Source organism: Peristeroidobacter soli, from assembly GCF_004138485.1.
Classification (GTDB): Bacteria; Pseudomonadota; Gammaproteobacteria; order Steroidobacterales; family Steroidobacteraceae; genus Steroidobacter; species Steroidobacter soli.
Window position 1 is genome coordinate 158541 of the sequence record NZ_RYEV01000007.1, and the last position, 14716, is coordinate 173256.

Here is a 14716-nt window from a genome sequence, read left to right on the forward strand (position 1 = left end):
GAAGGGTCCTTTATAATGCGCGGATGAAATCCTCCACGCGCACATTCGGGCTGGCATTCGCACTGTTCGGCCTCGGGGGCTGCGGGCTGAAAGGTCCGCTGTATTTGCCCGACGACAAGGCCCAGGAAGTGCCCGCCCCGACCTCCCAGCCGGCGCTGGAAGGCAGCAAGGTCCGGGTCTTGCAGCCCGCGCCACAGTCGCAAAAGAAAGATCGCACCCAACCTCAGCGCACCGATCCGTCGACGCCCAATCAGTCGCAGCCGCCGCCGGTGTCGCCGCCCGATCCGGATCGTCCCGCCTCCACCCCACCGCCGCAGGCCGGTCAGTAATGGCAGCACAACGCAAGCTCGTCCTGGTGGACGGCTCAGGTTATTTGTATCGCGCCTTCCATGCGCTGCCGCCGCTGACCAACTCGCGTGGCGAGCCAACAGGCGCGGTGCTCGGCGTGCTCAACATGCTGCAGAAACTGCGCAAGGAAGAGGCGCCGGATCTGATCGCCGTCGTATTCGACGCGCCGGGCAGAACGTTTCGTGACGATCTGTTCGAAGAGTACAAAGCGACGCGCACACCGATGCCGGACGACCTGCGCTCGCAGCTGCAACCGTTGCTGGACAGCGTTCGCGCCATGGGTCTGCCGTTACTGCGCGTCGAAGGCGTCGAAGCCGACGACGTGATCGGCACGCTCGCGTGCCAGGCCGCCGCGCAGGACTTCGATGTGATCATCTCCACCGGCGACAAAGACATGGCGCAGCTGGTGAACGAGCGCATCACGCTGGTCAACACGATGACCGGCTCGCGCCTGAATCGCGACGGTGTGAAGACCAAGTTCGATGTCTATCCCGAACAGATCATCGATTACCTCGCGCTGGTCGGCGACACCTCGGACAACATTCCCGGCATTCCCAAAGTCGGCCCGAAGACCGCGGCGAAATGGCTCGGCGAGTACGGCACGCTCGACAAGCTGGTGGAGAACGCCGCCGCCATCACCGGCAAGGTCGGCGAGAATCTGCGCAACGGCATGAAGGAGCTGGAGCTGTCGCGCAAGCTCGCAACGATCGACCTCAAGGTCGCTCTGGAGCAGCCGTTTGAAACATTGAAGGTCGGCGAGCCCGATAAGGATCGGTTGAGAGAACTGTTCACGCGCATGGAGTTTCGTGCGCTGCTGAAGCAGCTCGTCGGCGACGACGCTGGCGGCGCCCCCACATCATCCGCGGCCACCACTTCTGCAGAGCCTCCTGTCGAAGGCGCGCCGCCTCCGCCCGTCCCGCGCAGCTACGAGACCGTCGTGACGACCGCTGCGCTGGAAACCTGGGTCGCGCAACTGAAGTCGGCGAATGTGATATCGCTGAATGTGGCGACAACGTCCGGCGGCTACATGCAGGCGGATATTGTCGGGATCGCTTTCAGCGTCGAGCCCGGCACGGTCGCTTATGTGCCGGTCGGTCACAACTATCCTGGTGCGCCCGAGCAGTTGTCGCGCGATGCCGTATTGAAAGCGCTGCAGCCCGTGCTCGAAGCCGAGCGGCCCCTGAAGGTCGGTTACGATCTGAAGTACAAAGGCCACGTGCTGAAGCGCGCCGGCATCGAGCTGCGCGGCGACAAGTTCGACGTCATGCTCGAGTCGTACGTGCTGAACAGCACCGCGACCAAGCACGAGCTGGGGCCGATGTCGCGCCGCTATCTCGGCATCGATCCGATTCCTTATGAAAGCGTCGCCGGCAAAGGCGCGAAACAGATCGAGTTCAATCAGGTCTCGCTCGACACCGCCACGAACTATGCGGCCGAAGAAGCGGACCTCGCTCTGCAATTGCATCGGCTGATGTGGCCGCGGCTCGAAGCGCTGCCGCCGGTAAAGGAGCTGTACGAAAACATCGAGCAGCCGCTGGTGGCGGTATTGCTGAAAATGGAACAGGCGGGCGTACTGCTCAACGGGGACTTGCTTCGCAAGCAGAGCAACGAACTGGCCACCGGCATGCGTGAGATCGAAGCGAAGGCCTATGCCGCTGCCGGCGGACAATTCTCGCTGGAATCTCCCAAGCAGTTGCAGGACATCCTGTTCAACAAGCTGGGTCTGCCTGTCATTCGCAAGACACCCACCGGTCAACCTTCGACGGCGGAAGATGTGCTCGAAGAGCTCGCGGGGAGTTATGAGCTGCCGAAGCTCATCATGGATTACCGCGCATTCGCGAAGTTGAAATCCACGTACACGGACAAGCTGCCGCTGCAGATCAATCGTTCAACTCAACGCGTGCACACGTGTTATCAGCAGGCGATCGCCGCGACCGGACGACTGTCCTCCGCCGATCCGAATCTGCAGAACATTCCGATCCGCACTCCCGAAGGCCGGCGCATTCGCCAGGCGTTCGTGGCCCCGCCAGGCATGTGCATCGTCGCGGCCGACTATTCGCAGATCGAGCTGCGCATCATGGCGCATCTGTCTGGCGACGAAGGCTTGCTGAAAGCTTTCAGCGAAGATCGCGACATCCATCTGGCAACCGCGGCCGAAGTGTTCGGCATGACTCTCGACACCGTGACCGCGGACCAGCGCCGCACGGCGAAGATGATCAATTTCGGTTTGATCTATGGCATGTCGGCGTTCGGCCTGGCATCGCGCCTCGGCATCGAGCGCAGCACGGCGGCACGTTACGTCGAAACGTATTTCCAGCGTTATCCCGGCGTGCGTCGTTATATGGATGAGACACGACAGCTCGCGCACGAGCGCGGCTTTGTGGAGACCGTGTTCGGACGTCGTTTGTATCTCAACGATATCAACGCACGTAACGCAGCGCTGCGTCAGGCTGCCGAGCGCGCGGCAATCAACGCTCCGATGCAAGGCACGGCCGCGGATGTCATCAAGCGCGCCATGATCGAAGTCGATCGCTGGCTGTCGCAATCCAAGCTCCAGGCGCGACTGTTGCTGCAGGTCCACGACGAACTTGTCTTCGAAGTGCGACGTGAGCAGGCGGAAGAGTTGATTACCAACGTCCGCGCGCTGATGAGCGGTGCCGCCGAATTGCGCGTGCCACTCAAAGTGGATGCCGGCATCGGTGAAAACTGGGACGAAGCGCACTGATTGTTCGCCGTGCGCCGCGGCGCCCGCCGCTCCGTTCATTATTTCATTTCACATTCAGGTTGATCGTGCATCCTGATGCAACCTGATGCCCTGCCTGACTGTTTCAACAGTCAGTCGTCCGTCAGCTATTTGTTACAAAGGATCCCCTCCATGCGTAAAGCAATTCTGGCCACCGCACTGCTGCTGGCAAGCACGGCCTCGATGGCCGCCGACAACGGCATCTATCTCGGCGCCAGTCTCGGCGATGCCGGCGTCGATATCTCTCAGGGACTGGTGCAGGTGGATGAAAGCGACACCGGCTTCAAGATCATCGCCGGCATCCGGCCGCTGGACTGGTTCGGCATCGAGGCCAGCTATGTGAATTTCGGCGAGCCCGAGCAGGGCAACTTCTCGGTCAAGACCGACGGCATCAGCGGCTTTGGCGTGTTCTTCCTGCCCGTCGGCCCGGTCGACGTGTTCGCCAAAGGCGGCGTGATCAGCTTCGACACCGACTTCCGACGCAAGAACGTCGGCAGCTTTTTCAAAGACGACGGCACCGACTTCGCCTACGGCGTCGGCGTGCAGTTCCGTCTGCTCAGCCTCGGCATCCGGGCCGAGTATGAGAAGTTCGATATCGACAATGTGAAGGACGCCAACATGCTCTCGCTCGGCGTTACCTACACGTTCCTGTAAGCAACGGAGTAAGAAACGATGCGTTTGCCCATTCGCTGGCTGTCATTGCCAATTGCGCTGTGCGCGGTGAGCCCCGCCGCGTTCGCGCGAGACCCCGCTCTGGCGGGGCCTTATTTCGGCGGGTCGATCGGCGACTCGACCGTGCAGTTCAAGGACGACGAGACGCGCGAGGAATTCGACGCCGACGACACCGGCTTCAAGGTGATCGCTGGCTATCGAATCATCGACTGGGTCGCGGTCGAGCTGAACTACACCGACTTCGGCAAGCCGGTGGACCGCATCTTCGGCGTCGATCTGCAGGCCGACTATTCGGCCGTGTCGGTCAGCGCCTTGGGCATGCTGCCCCTGGGCAGCAACTTCGACCTGTTCGCGCGCCTGGGCGTGGCCCGGCTGGACGCGGATTTCAGCGCGCGGGGCTTCTCCGGCTCGGACAGTCAGAAAAGCACTGAGCCGCTGTTTGGCATTGGCGCCCAGTTCCGCGCCAATAACCTGGCGATCCGCATCGAATATGAAGGCATCCTGCTCGATGCCGACAATCGCAATGACGACGATTGGTGGGACGACTGGAACGACGACAACGACTGGGATGACAGCAACAGCGACTGGTTGAGCATGCTGTCGCTCGGCTTCACTTATAAGTTCGGCGGCCCGGGACGATGATTTTGGAATGAATTGGTCAGACCAATTTGTTGTATGCGTGCCACAAAAACCACGGAAGCGGCCCGCGCCAAGGCTTCTGGATGTGGTCTCGTCGTCGCAACTAAATTGCGGTTAACCGCATGAAAGCATAAAGATTTTTTCACGCGAACAGAGTGAAAAAGTCGCGGAACTTTCGCCCCCCACGGGCGTCATAATTCCCGAGCGTCGGCCAGGACGCTCCCGTTCGCTGACCTCCCTGAGTGAACGGTAACCCGGTCCATCCCCATGCCGGGTAATACTGCCCCGGTGGCTCCAGAAGTCGCCGGGGTTCTTTTTTTCTGGATCCCCGAAAAAGTGGCGGCTTTCAGGACGCCTCATAACGCAGCAGCAGATTTATTTGCGGCTGGCGCCGCCCCTCCGGTGCCGCGCTGGGCCCTTCGGGCCCGCGCCAGTCCCATCCGGCAAGTTCAGGCCGGCCACGCTTGCAGCCTCACGTGGCCGCTCCGTCAGTTCCAGGCCGGCCACGCTTGCAGCCTCACGTGGCCGCTCCGTCAATTCCAGGCCGGCCACGCTTGCAGCCTCACGTGGCCGCTCCGTCAATTCCAGGCCGGCCACGCTTGCAGCCTCACGTGGCCGCTCCGTCAGTTCCAGGCCGGCCGCGCTTTGCAGCCTCACGTGGCCGCTTCGGCGGTTCAAGGCCGGCCGCGTTAGCGGCTTCGGCCGTCTGCGCCAACGCCAGCGCCTGAGGCTTCCGTTCCGGGCCGGCGCGAAGGGTCTTTTTAAATTTCAGTGGCGTCCGAAGCGCGCCGGGCTTTCCCGGCCAGCATCTTCAGCACCTCTTTGCGCGCCTCATCCACGCCGGTCTTGTTCACGGCGGAGAACAGCTGCGCAGTCACGCCCTCGCCCACGGAGGTGCGCACTTTCTTCAGAGTAGCCATCGATTCGCCGCGGCCGAGCTTATCGGCCTTGGTCAGTAGCAAATGCGCAGGCAAGTTCTGCGCGCCGGTCCATTCGAGCATCTGCCAGTCGAAGTCCGTCAGGGGGTGTCGCGAGTCCATCACGATGACCACGCCCGCCAGCGACGCGCGGGTCTCGACATAGCGCTCCATCAGCTCGCGCCAGTGATCGCGCATTTTCTCGGGCACTTTCGCGTATCCGTACCCCGGCAGGTCGGCCAGCCGCTGCCGGTCGTTCAGCGCGAAGAAATTGATCAGCTGAGTGCGCCCCGGCGTCTTACTGGTCCGCGCGAGGTCCTTGCGCCCGGTAATGGCATTCAGCGCACTGGACTTGCCGGCGTTGGAACGGCCGGCGAACGCGACTTCCGCGCCGGAATCGGCGGGGAACTGGCGGGGCTGCCAGGAGCTGGTCAGGAACTCTACAGGCGGGAATTGCGGCATGTTTTCTCTCGGGATCGAGCATCCTGCCACGACCCTCGTGCAGGCGGCAAAAGGCGCGACTTTTGCCACTTGCTCGCCGCCTGCGCCGGCGAGGTACATCCATGGACCCGGGGTGGCTTCGTTTGATGGCGGTGGAACGCCGTATCGCTAGTGTACAATTCCGCGCCTTTTGGCCAGCCGCCGCTACCGGAGTTGCGAATAATGAAGTTTCAGTCGATGGTCCTGCTCACCGTTCTGTGCGGCCTGCAGGCGGGCGTCAGCTTCGGTGCCGAACCTGCGGTCGCGGGCTCGGCCGAGAAAGGCCAAGCGAAAGCCGCGCCGTGCGTCGCCTGTCACGGTGTCAACGGCAACAGCGTGAACCCCGAGTGGCCGAACCTGGCCGGCCAGCACGAGACCTACATCAAGCGTCAGCTGAGCGCGTTCAAGAACGACCAGCGCCAGAACCCGCTCATGACCCCGATGGCCAAGCCGCTCTCGGACGAAGATATGGCCGATATCGGCGCGTACTTCTCCGCGCAGAAGTCCACGGGCACGCTCGAGGCCGAGCCGTCGAAGGTGGCGCTGGGTCAGAAGCTGTTCCGCGGCGGCGATGCGGCCAAGGGCCTCGCGGCCTGCCAGGCCTGCCACGGTCCGGACGGCGCGGGTAACCCGGCGGCCGGCTACGCGCAGATCAGAGGCCAGCACGCCACGTACACGATCAATCAGCTCAAAGCGTATCGCTCGGGAACACGCCAGACCGATCCGAATCAAATGATGCGCAACGTGGCCTCGCAGCTGACCGACGAACAAATCGACGCGGTCGCTGCCTACATCCAAGGTTTGCGCTGATCTTTTCATCGCCTCGGAACCACGCATGAACAAACTCGCTGCCCTGCTCTCGACCTTGGTTCTGCTCGCGGCCTGCGGTAAGCAGGAGCCGGCTCCCAGCGCGCCGCCTGCCGCGGCACCCGCCACTGAGCAACCTGCGGCGCCGGCACCGGCGGCCGAGGGGGCAGCACCGGCGACCGATCAGGCCGCAGCCGATCAGGCAGCGACCACCGCGCCGGCCGAGACCGTCAGCGAGATGGACGACGCCCCGCCGGCGGCCGAACAGCAGCAGGCGGCTTCGACCACCCAGCCGCAACTGAAGCTGGGCGGCTCCGCGGGCGGCCCGCCGACCTCGTCGAAGTTCAAGGAAGGCGTGAACTACACCAAGATCGTGCCGGCACAGCCCACCAATGCGGGGCCCGGCAAAGTCGAAGTGACCGAGGTGTTCTGGTACGGCTGCGGCCACTGCTTCGCGCTCGATCCGGCGATCGAGTCGTGGAAGTCCAAGGGCAAGCCGGCGTACGTCGAGTTCAACCGCGTGCCGGCGATGTGGAACGAAGGCACGCGCCTGCATGCGCGGATCTTTTACACCGCCGAGGTGCTGGGCAAGCTCGAAGAGCTGCACACGCTGATCTTCCGCGAGATCCACGTGAACGGTAACCAGCTGAACAACGTCGACAAGATCGGCGCGTTCTTCGCTCAGCACGGGGTGAGCAAGGACAAGTTCACCGAGACGTTCTCCTCGTTCGCGGTGGAATCCAAGCTGCAGCGTGCCGACTTCCTCAACAAGCGCTATCGCATCGACTCCGTGCCGACCGTTATCGTCAACGGCAAGTACAGCACCGACATCAGCAAGGCTGGCGGCGAGGACAAGCTGTTCCCGTTGATCGAAGAGCTGGCCGCGCACGAGCACGGTGGCTGATCCAGAGCAACGCGCCCGGCGGCGGTCCCAGTGCTGAATATCTTCGTCCCGACAGCTCAGGGCCTGACCAAGGTCCACGTGGGCACGGGCGACGACGGACCGCCGATTCCGACCCAAGCGGTGTGGGTCGACCTGCTCGAACCCACCGTCGAGGAAGAGAAGCTGGTGGAAGCCTCGTTCGGCATCGAAGTGCCGACGCGCGAGGAAATGAAGGAGATCGAGACCTCCAACCGGCTGTACGAGGACAACGGTGCGCTCTACATGACCACGACGGTCGCCGCGCAGCTCGATACCGATCGACCGATCAGCACGGCGGTGACATTCATCCTCGCCGGCAACCGGCTCATCACCAACCGCTACCTCGACACCAAACCGTTTCAGCAGTTCATCACTTACGCCGGCAAACATCCGGCGTCCTGCACGAACGCGGTGACCGTGCTTGCCGGCTTGATGGAAGCATTCATCGAGCGCATCGCCGATGTGCTGGAGCGAGTCGGCTCCAGCCTGGATGGCGTTTCCAGCAACATCTTCGCGCGCAACGGCAACGGCCAGCCGACCAGCAACGACCTGCGCGCCATGATCGAGCGCATCGGCTTCAACGGCGAGCTGAACTCCAAGGGCCGCGAGAGCCTGGTCAGCCTGGGCCGCTTGTTGATGTTCGTGCAGCAGTCGGTGCCGGGCATCAGCGCCGAGCAGCGCGACCGCTTTCATTCCATCAGCCGCGACGTGCTGTCACTCTCCGACCACGCCTCGTTCCTGGGTTCGAAGGTTTCGTTCCTGCTGGAAGCGACGCTCGGCCTGATCAACGTCGAGCAGAACAACATCATCAAGATCTTTTCGGTGGCGGCCGTGCTGTTCCTGCCCCCGACCCTGATCGCCAGCATCTACGGCATGAACTATCACTTGCTGCCGGACCTGCCGGGCAAGTACAACAATTTCTTCTTTTCCATCGGGCTGATGATCGCCTCGATGGGTGTCACTTACTGGCTGTTCAAACGCAAAGGTTGGCTGTAGATGGCGGCTCACAACATCACCAGCATGGCGCTGTTCTGCGATTTCGAGAACGTCGCGCTCGGTGTGCGTGATGCGCAATACGCCAAGTTCGACATCGACCGCGTGCTCGAGCGCCTGCTGCTCAAGGGCAGCATCGTCGTGAAGAAGGCGTACTGCGACTGGGATCGCTACAAGGATTTCAAGAAGCCCATGCACGAGGCGTCGTTCGAGCTGATCGAGATTCCGCACGTAAAGATCTCGGGCAAGAACTCCGCCGACATCCGCCTGGTCGTGGACGCGCTGGATCTTTGTTACACCAAAGCGCACGTCGACACGTTCGTCATCATCAGCGGCGACTCGGACTTCTCGCCGCTGGTCAGCAAACTTCGAGAGAACAACAAGACCGTCATCGGCGTCGGCGTGAAGAGCTCGACCTCGGACCTGCTGATCGCCAATTGCGACGAGTTCATTTTCTACGACGATCTGGTGCGTCAGGACGAAAAGAAACGCCAGGGTCGCGCACGTCGTAAACAGCCCGCCACGTCGAAGCAGACGGCCGCCGCTACTGCTGCCGGCGCGGAAGCACCGAAGGCCGCGAAGCCGGAGACGACCGAGGAAGACCGCAAGCAGCAGGCGTTCGATCTGGTGCTCGACACCATCGATGCGCTGGGCGAGGAGCGCGATCAGGACGAGAAGATCTGGGGTTCGATGGTCAAGCAGACCTTGAAGCGCCGCAATCCCGGTTTCAACGAAAGCTATTTCGGCTTCCGCACCTTCAGCGATCTGCTCGAAGAGGCGCAACAGCGCAAGCTGCTGACCCTGGAGCCGGATCAGAAATCGGGCGGCTACATCATCCGCCGGGCGCCACGGCCGGAATGACGACATCTGCCACGATCGGCAGATGATCCGAACCGAGCGACGGCCCCACCGAGGTCGTCAGGCTGCGCCAGTGTCGTGACATCAAGCAATGATCGATGCGGATGCCCACCGGCGCGAATTGCGACGGCCAGGTGCGCGCCAGCCCGAAGCCGAGCGCGGCGTCGCGCAGCCCCGACTCTTCCAGCGCGTCGCTGAAATATTCCGACCAGGGCGTGAGATTGAAATCGCCCGCGACCAGCAGCGGCCCGCCTTGCGCCTTGCTCAAGGCCACCAGCGAATTCAGCTCCTGATTGCGATACGCCGAATTGCGCGGCCCCAGCGGCCAGTTCAAGTGCACGCCGAGCACGGTCACCGACGTCCCTCGCCAATCCAGCATCACCCGGGAAGCGACCGCGCCGCCCTGAGACAGCGGCACCGACTCCGCCGAGATCACCGGCCATTTGGTGAACACCGCCGCGCCCATGCGACTGTTATCCATCTGATAGTGAGGATACGTCGGCAGCAGCGGCAACAGCCGCTCCGCCTGCGGTTGCGTCAGCTCGAGCAACACGACTGCGTCCGCTTGTGACTTTTCGATGTACTCCGCGACGCGCGCCATGTCCGGGTTGCGAAACCAGACATTGAAAGACACCACCCGGAATGTTTCTTCGCGCGTGGCGGTCGCGGCGGCGACCGGTACTGATTCGCTGGCGATATAAGGAAGCAGCGGCACGATGCTGACACCGAAGCCCGCCGCGGCGGCAACGGCAATCCAGAACCGCCGCAACACCATGAGCACGCACGCGAGCACGACGAACAGCGCCGCGTACTGCACCCGGAAATGAGCAAACAAGTCGAACGGCCACGCGAGCTGCCCGAGCAGGGCCGCCAGCAGACACAGCCAAAGAGCGGCGGTGCCGAGAATCGCGAGCTTGTTGGTGATGCGAAGAAACGATTGGCGGAACAATGCACTGAACCCAACGCGACCGCGGCCCGTAGCGAAGAACGGGCGGGGCGATCCCGGCAACGTTTACATCAACACTTTGGCGGACACGCGAGGGGTGGCAGCGCGGCCCGTGGCGGTGGCATAAAACAAATCCATCGTACGAATGCCTTTCACACGACGCGTTGAACGCCGCACTTCACGCAGCAGCTTCAACAGCAATTGTTCATTGGCGCGGCGACCGCCGCTGGCGAATTCCGACGTGATACCGATGTGAACGACAGTGACGTGCTCGATGTCCTGACGGGCGTACACGGCAACCCCCACCGGCCGGCCCGTATCCATGTCGATGGCGAACAGCGACTGCACTTCGGGCAGGCCCTTCATATGAATCCGCAGACGGTCGCGATCGGCGACGATTTCCGGCGCACCGAATTTCTCGATGGCATCGGCAATGCAGGCGCTGACCCGCTCCTGGCAGTCATTGAAGAACAACAGGGCTTCCAGCGCCGCTTTATGCGCTACGGGCACGTGCGATTTGAATTCTATTTTGCTCATGACCCTACGGCGTTCCTGACGTGACGACCCGGCCTCGAAGCTGAACGGCAGGCGTTGATCCATCGCGAGGAGCGCACTATGAGCGGCGGCCACGGGCTTGTCGAGCATCCCAAGTTACCTATCGCGGTGCGTAACTGCTTGCAACGGCGGCGAAAACGCCCGGTTGTCGCATAAACGCGCCATTGACTTAACCCCACCCCTCCAGGCAAAACTGTCTGCTGCAGCGCCTTCGGCCAAGCATCGGGGGCGCGCTGTTGCAGTCATGTCACATCAGCGGGCCGAGCCCTCCGCGCGCTTTGCGAGCGGGGCCTACGACGGTTTGAGCAATCGGATTGAGCCTTTCCGGTAGTAACACGGGCGGGATTCGCGCAGGCCACTGCGTGAAACTTTGAACTGGTGCAAGTTTTCGTGATTAAAAAACGGGAACTGAGTCGAGCGACAGTCAAAGTGCTTATTGTCAGATTAGATACTCGTTCATCAGGGAGCGGAACACCGCGGTCTGGGAAGACATCACCTCGCGTTGGCGAGGCTGAAGGGCGGGTGTTTCGCATAATTCCGGCTTGAGCTGGTAGGTCTGCGTTCAGCGCAGGCGACCAAGGGGAAAAGACATGGGAATTCTTGATCTGGGTCGGTACAAGGGAATCGTGTTCGCGATCACCGGCTTCCTGGTGTTCATCGCCATCATCCTGGCGGTCAACCACGGTAAGGCCGGCGGATTCTCGGACAATGTCGCGGGCGTGCGCTTCCTCGAGAACCAGGCGGTCCTGCCCCACGCGGTGTATGACGCCAGCGTGCAACTGGCGCAACGCCTGCAGAACGGCGAAAAGGTCGACGACGCGCTGGAAAGCCTGCGCAAGGCGGCCACGACCTTCGATCGCTCCCTGAACAGCCTCGCCAATGGCGGCATGATCACGGACAGCTCCGGCGACATCATCGTGTTGCCTTCCATGACCGAGCCCGAGGCGGTCGCGCAGCTGAAGAACGGCAGCAAGCTGTGGGACGGCTACAAGGCCAAGCTCGATCCCATCCTGCGCTTCTCCGGCTCGCCCTATGTGACCGCGCAGCCGGCACCCGCCCCCGCGCCGGCCCCGGCCCCGGCCGCGAACGGCAAGAATGCAGCTCCGGCGGTCGCCGCTCCGCCCCCGGCGGCACCGACGATTCAGCTCAGCCCGCGCGGCCGTCGCCTGCAGACCGCGCTGACCGATCTCACTCAGTACGGCAACACCGTCCACGGCCAGCTCTCCAAGGTGCTGACGGACCTGTCGATCCAGGTCGAGGCGAACAGCCGCAAACAGACCGACACCCTGCGTTACATCCAGGTCGGCGGCATGGCCGCGGCCCTGCTGCTGCTCGGCGCGATCTTCCTGTTCTTCACCCGCAACTTGCGCAAGGAAGAGGCTTCGGCGAACCGGCAGCGCAAGGAAACCCAGGACATTCTGCGCACCGTGAACGAAGGCCTGTTCCTGCTGGACAAGGACCTCAAGCTGGGTAGCGAGCGCTCGATGGCGCTCAACAACATCTTCCGCCGTGAAGAGTTCCTGGACCTCACGTTCGACAAGCTGCTCAAGGACATCGTCCCGGAAAAGACCCTGCGAACCGCGATGGACTATGTCGCGCTGCTGTGGGGCGAGCGGGTCAACGAAAAGCTGGTGAAGACCATCAACCCGTTGAACGAAGTCGAAGTGCACTTCGACAACCCGGCCGGCGGCTTCGACACCCACTTCCTGGAATTCGACTTCAACCGCGTGAAATCCGAAGGCTCGCTGTCCCACCTGCTGGTGACGGTGAACGACGTGACCAAGCGCGTGATGCTGTCGCGCGAGCTACAGGAATCGCAGGAAAAGGCCCAGGCCCAGCTGGACCTGTTGTTGCGCATCCTGCACGTGGAGCCGGACAGCCTGACCAGCTTCCTCACCGACGCCGACGTGTCGTTGAAGATGGTGAACTCCATCCTCAAGGAGCCGGCGCGCGAGGAATCGGCGTTCCGCGCCAAGATCGACGGCATCTACCGTCAGGTGCACGCGGTCAAGGGCGAAGCGGCGGCGCTGGGCCTGAAGACCGTCGAGCAGCGCGCGCACGCGTTCGAAGAATCCTTGAACGACCTGAAGGGCCGGCAGTCGCTGTCGGGCAGCGACTTCCTGCCGCTGGTCGTGAAACTGGACGATCTGTTCAACCACCTCGCCCAGGTGCGCGAGATGTTGAGCCGGCTGGTCGACCTGCATCACGCCATCGCCACCCGCCGTACCGCCGGCAGCGAAGTCGGCGCGGAGAAGGTGGACCAGTGGCTGGCCGGTCAGGACCAGACCCAGATCACCAAGGCCATCATTCCGCCGCCGGATCTCGGCGAGACCACCGGCGCGGTCGGCGGCCTGGAACGCACGCTCGAGGATCTGGCGGCCCGTGTCGCCAGCAGCCAGTCCAAGCAGGTCAACCTGCGCTGTGCCGGCCTGGAGGGCGTGCCCGAGTCCTATCGTCGCGCGGTCAAGGACATCACGATTCAATTGGTTCGCAACGCCGTCGTGCACGGTATCGAAGAGCCAGGCGAGCGCGCCAAGGCCAACAAGGCAGCGGCGGGTGCGCTGGCCGTTGAGTTCACACCGCGCGGCACGGACGGTTACGAGCTGATCGTCCAGGACGACGGTCGTGGCCTGCAGCTGGAGCGGATCAAGGAAGTCGCCGTGGAACGCGGCCTGATCACGCCGGCGCAGGCGGCATTGCTCGACCCGCGTCAGACCATGGCGTTGATTTTCCGCCCCGGCTTCTCGACGGCGGATCGCGTCACCACCGACGCCGGCCGTGGCGCCGGCATGGATCTGGTGCGCATTCTGGTCGCCGAGCTCGGCGGCCGCGTCGGCCTGGCCTCGGCCGGCGGCAAGTTCTCCAAGTTCAAGATCTGGCTGCCCGCGACCCAAAGCGCGGTAGCCGCCTGATGCCCCTTAAGTGACGGACCGAACTACTTCGTACTGGAATACTGAAGACTAAGAGGGACTGTAATGGCGAGCGCCAATGCCAAGGCTTCACCGTTGACGGGCGGGAAGCTCAAGCTCATGATTTGTGACGATTCGAACATCATTCGCCGCAAGATCGAGCGGGAGCTGCAGATCGAGAGGCTGCAAGTCATCGCCACCGCGGCGAATGGCAAGCTGGCCGTCGAAGCATTCCGCAAGGACCCCGCGGATGTCGTCACCATGGACATCACGATGCCCGAGATGGACGGCATCGAGTGCGTCGAAAACCTGGTGAAGATCAAACCGGATGTTCTCATCCTGATCATATCGGCGCTTTCGGACAAGGCTACCGCCATCGAAGCATTGAAGAAGGGCGCCAATGGCTTTCTCTGCAAACCATTCACAGATCGCCAGCTTACGGAAGCGCTGGAAGAGCTGTTGAGGGGCGCCGGCAATGATGACTAAAGTTGAATTGGAAACGTTCGTCGAGGGAACGACGCACTACTTCGCGACCGCGGCCAACCAGCCGGCGTCGGTCGGCTCGCCCTATATCGTGCAGGAAGGCAAGCCCACGATTCAGGAATTCACCGGCATGATCTCCATCGCCGGCAAGCGTCGCGGCATCGTCTATTTCACGGCGTCGCGGCCGATGCTCACGGTCATGCTGATGCGCATGGGCGAAACCGAGCTCACCCAGGAAAACATGTGCGACCTGGTGGGCGAAGTCGCCAACACGATTTCCGGCAACGCCCGTCGCGATTTCGGCAAGGACTTCATGATCTCGGTGCCGACCGTCGTGGCTGGCGAACCCGAGAAGATCGTCACTCCCGACAACATCCGCTCGTTCGTCATTCCGATCAATTGGCGCAGTCATAGCGCGCAGCTGGTCGTGTGTCTCGAATGATC

At 62.6% G+C, this 14716-nt stretch carries 14 protein-coding genes; 11 read left to right on the forward strand and 3 right to left on the reverse strand.

The window, feature by feature from the left end:
* The first annotated feature begins 23 nt into the window (after window positions 1-23).
* The 4 genes from lptM to EKO19_RS30165 all read left to right on the forward strand — a co-directional run bounded on the left by lptM (window position 24) and on the right by EKO19_RS30165 (window position 4405).
* Complete coding sequence (gene lptM, locus EKO19_RS30150; RefSeq protein WP_129781131.1) at window positions 24-329, forward strand: LPS translocon maturation chaperone LptM; 306 nt, start codon at window positions 24-26, stop codon at window positions 327-329.
* The gene (gene polA, locus EKO19_RS30155) at window positions 329-3073 is read left to right on the forward strand and encodes a DNA polymerase I (RefSeq protein WP_129781132.1); all 2745 of its coding nucleotides are present in this window, start codon (window positions 329-331) and stop codon (window positions 3071-3073) included. The genes lptM and polA overlap by 1 nt, the downstream gene beginning before the upstream one ends.
* Window positions 3074-3223: 150 nt before the next feature.
* Window positions 3224-3745 (forward strand): outer membrane beta-barrel protein, encoded by a 522-nt coding sequence (locus EKO19_RS30160; protein WP_157995505.1) that lies wholly within the window; start codon window positions 3224-3226, stop codon window positions 3743-3745.
* Window positions 3746-3763: 18 nt separating this feature from the next.
* Window positions 3764-4405, forward strand: coding sequence for an outer membrane beta-barrel protein (locus tag EKO19_RS30165; RefSeq protein WP_129781134.1), 642 nt, complete (start codon window positions 3764-3766; stop codon window positions 4403-4405).
* Window positions 4406-5163: 758 nt separating this feature from the next.
* On the opposite strand, the gene yihA is transcribed toward EKO19_RS30165, so the two are convergent.
* On the reverse strand, window positions 5164-5781 hold the full coding sequence (gene yihA / locus EKO19_RS30170; protein WP_129781135.1) for a ribosome biogenesis GTP-binding protein YihA/YsxC: 618 nt from the start codon (window positions 5779-5781) through the stop codon (window positions 5164-5166).
* A 201-nt stretch (window positions 5782-5982) separates the two neighbouring features.
* On the opposite strand from yihA, the gene EKO19_RS30175 reads away from it, so the two are divergent.
* Genes EKO19_RS30175 through EKO19_RS30190 form a run of 4 tightly spaced genes read left to right on the forward strand, consistent with a single transcriptional unit; the run spans window position 5983 to window position 9382 of the window.
* A complete protein-coding gene (locus EKO19_RS30175) occupies window positions 5983-6609 on the forward strand; it encodes a c-type cytochrome (RefSeq protein WP_246038998.1) in 627 nt (208 codons plus the stop codon).
* A 25-nt stretch (window positions 6610-6634) separates the two neighbouring features.
* Complete coding sequence (locus tag EKO19_RS30180) at window positions 6635-7510, forward strand: thiol:disulfide interchange protein DsbA/DsbL (protein ID WP_129781136.1); 876 nt, start codon at window positions 6635-6637, stop codon at window positions 7508-7510.
* 30 nt (window positions 7511-7540) lie between these two features.
* Window positions 7541-8524 (forward strand): magnesium transporter CorA family protein, encoded by a 984-nt coding sequence (locus EKO19_RS30185; protein WP_129781137.1) that lies wholly within the window; start codon window positions 7541-7543, stop codon window positions 8522-8524.
* Complete coding sequence (locus tag EKO19_RS30190; protein ID WP_129781138.1) at window positions 8525-9382, forward strand: NYN domain-containing protein; 858 nt, start codon at window positions 8525-8527, stop codon at window positions 9380-9382.
* Here the strand turns inward: EKO19_RS30190 and EKO19_RS30195 are convergent.
* Both EKO19_RS30195 and EKO19_RS30200 read right to left on the reverse strand, forming a co-directional pair.
* The gene (locus EKO19_RS30195; protein WP_129781139.1) at window positions 9354-10328 is read right to left on the reverse strand and encodes an endonuclease/exonuclease/phosphatase family protein; all 975 of its coding nucleotides are present in this window, start codon (window positions 10326-10328) and stop codon (window positions 9354-9356) included. The two genes, EKO19_RS30190 and EKO19_RS30195, sit on opposite strands and share 29 nt — an antisense overlap.
* Window positions 10329-10391: 63 nt before the next feature.
* On the reverse strand, window positions 10392-10862 hold the full coding sequence (locus tag EKO19_RS30200; protein WP_129781140.1) for a hypothetical protein: 471 nt from the start codon (window positions 10860-10862) through the stop codon (window positions 10392-10394).
* A gap of 608 nt (window positions 10863-11470) precedes the next feature.
* Between EKO19_RS30200 and EKO19_RS30205 the strand changes: the two genes are divergently transcribed.
* The 3 genes from EKO19_RS30205 (at window position 11471) to EKO19_RS30215 (ending at window position 14714) form a co-directional block, all read left to right on the forward strand.
* Window positions 11471-13792 (forward strand): ATP-binding protein, encoded by a 2322-nt coding sequence (locus tag EKO19_RS30205; protein ID WP_129781141.1) that lies wholly within the window; start codon window positions 11471-11473, stop codon window positions 13790-13792.
* 63 nt (window positions 13793-13855) lie between these two features.
* Window positions 13856-14275: a response regulator transcription factor gene (locus EKO19_RS30210; RefSeq protein WP_217705704.1), complete on the forward strand. Its 420-nt coding sequence runs from the start codon at window positions 13856-13858 to the stop codon at window positions 14273-14275.
* Complete coding sequence (locus EKO19_RS30215; protein ID WP_116807827.1) at window positions 14265-14714, forward strand: chemotaxis protein CheX; 450 nt, start codon at window positions 14265-14267, stop codon at window positions 14712-14714. Before EKO19_RS30210 ends, EKO19_RS30215 begins: the two co-directional genes overlap by 11 nt.
* Window positions 14715-14716 lie beyond the last annotated feature (2 nt).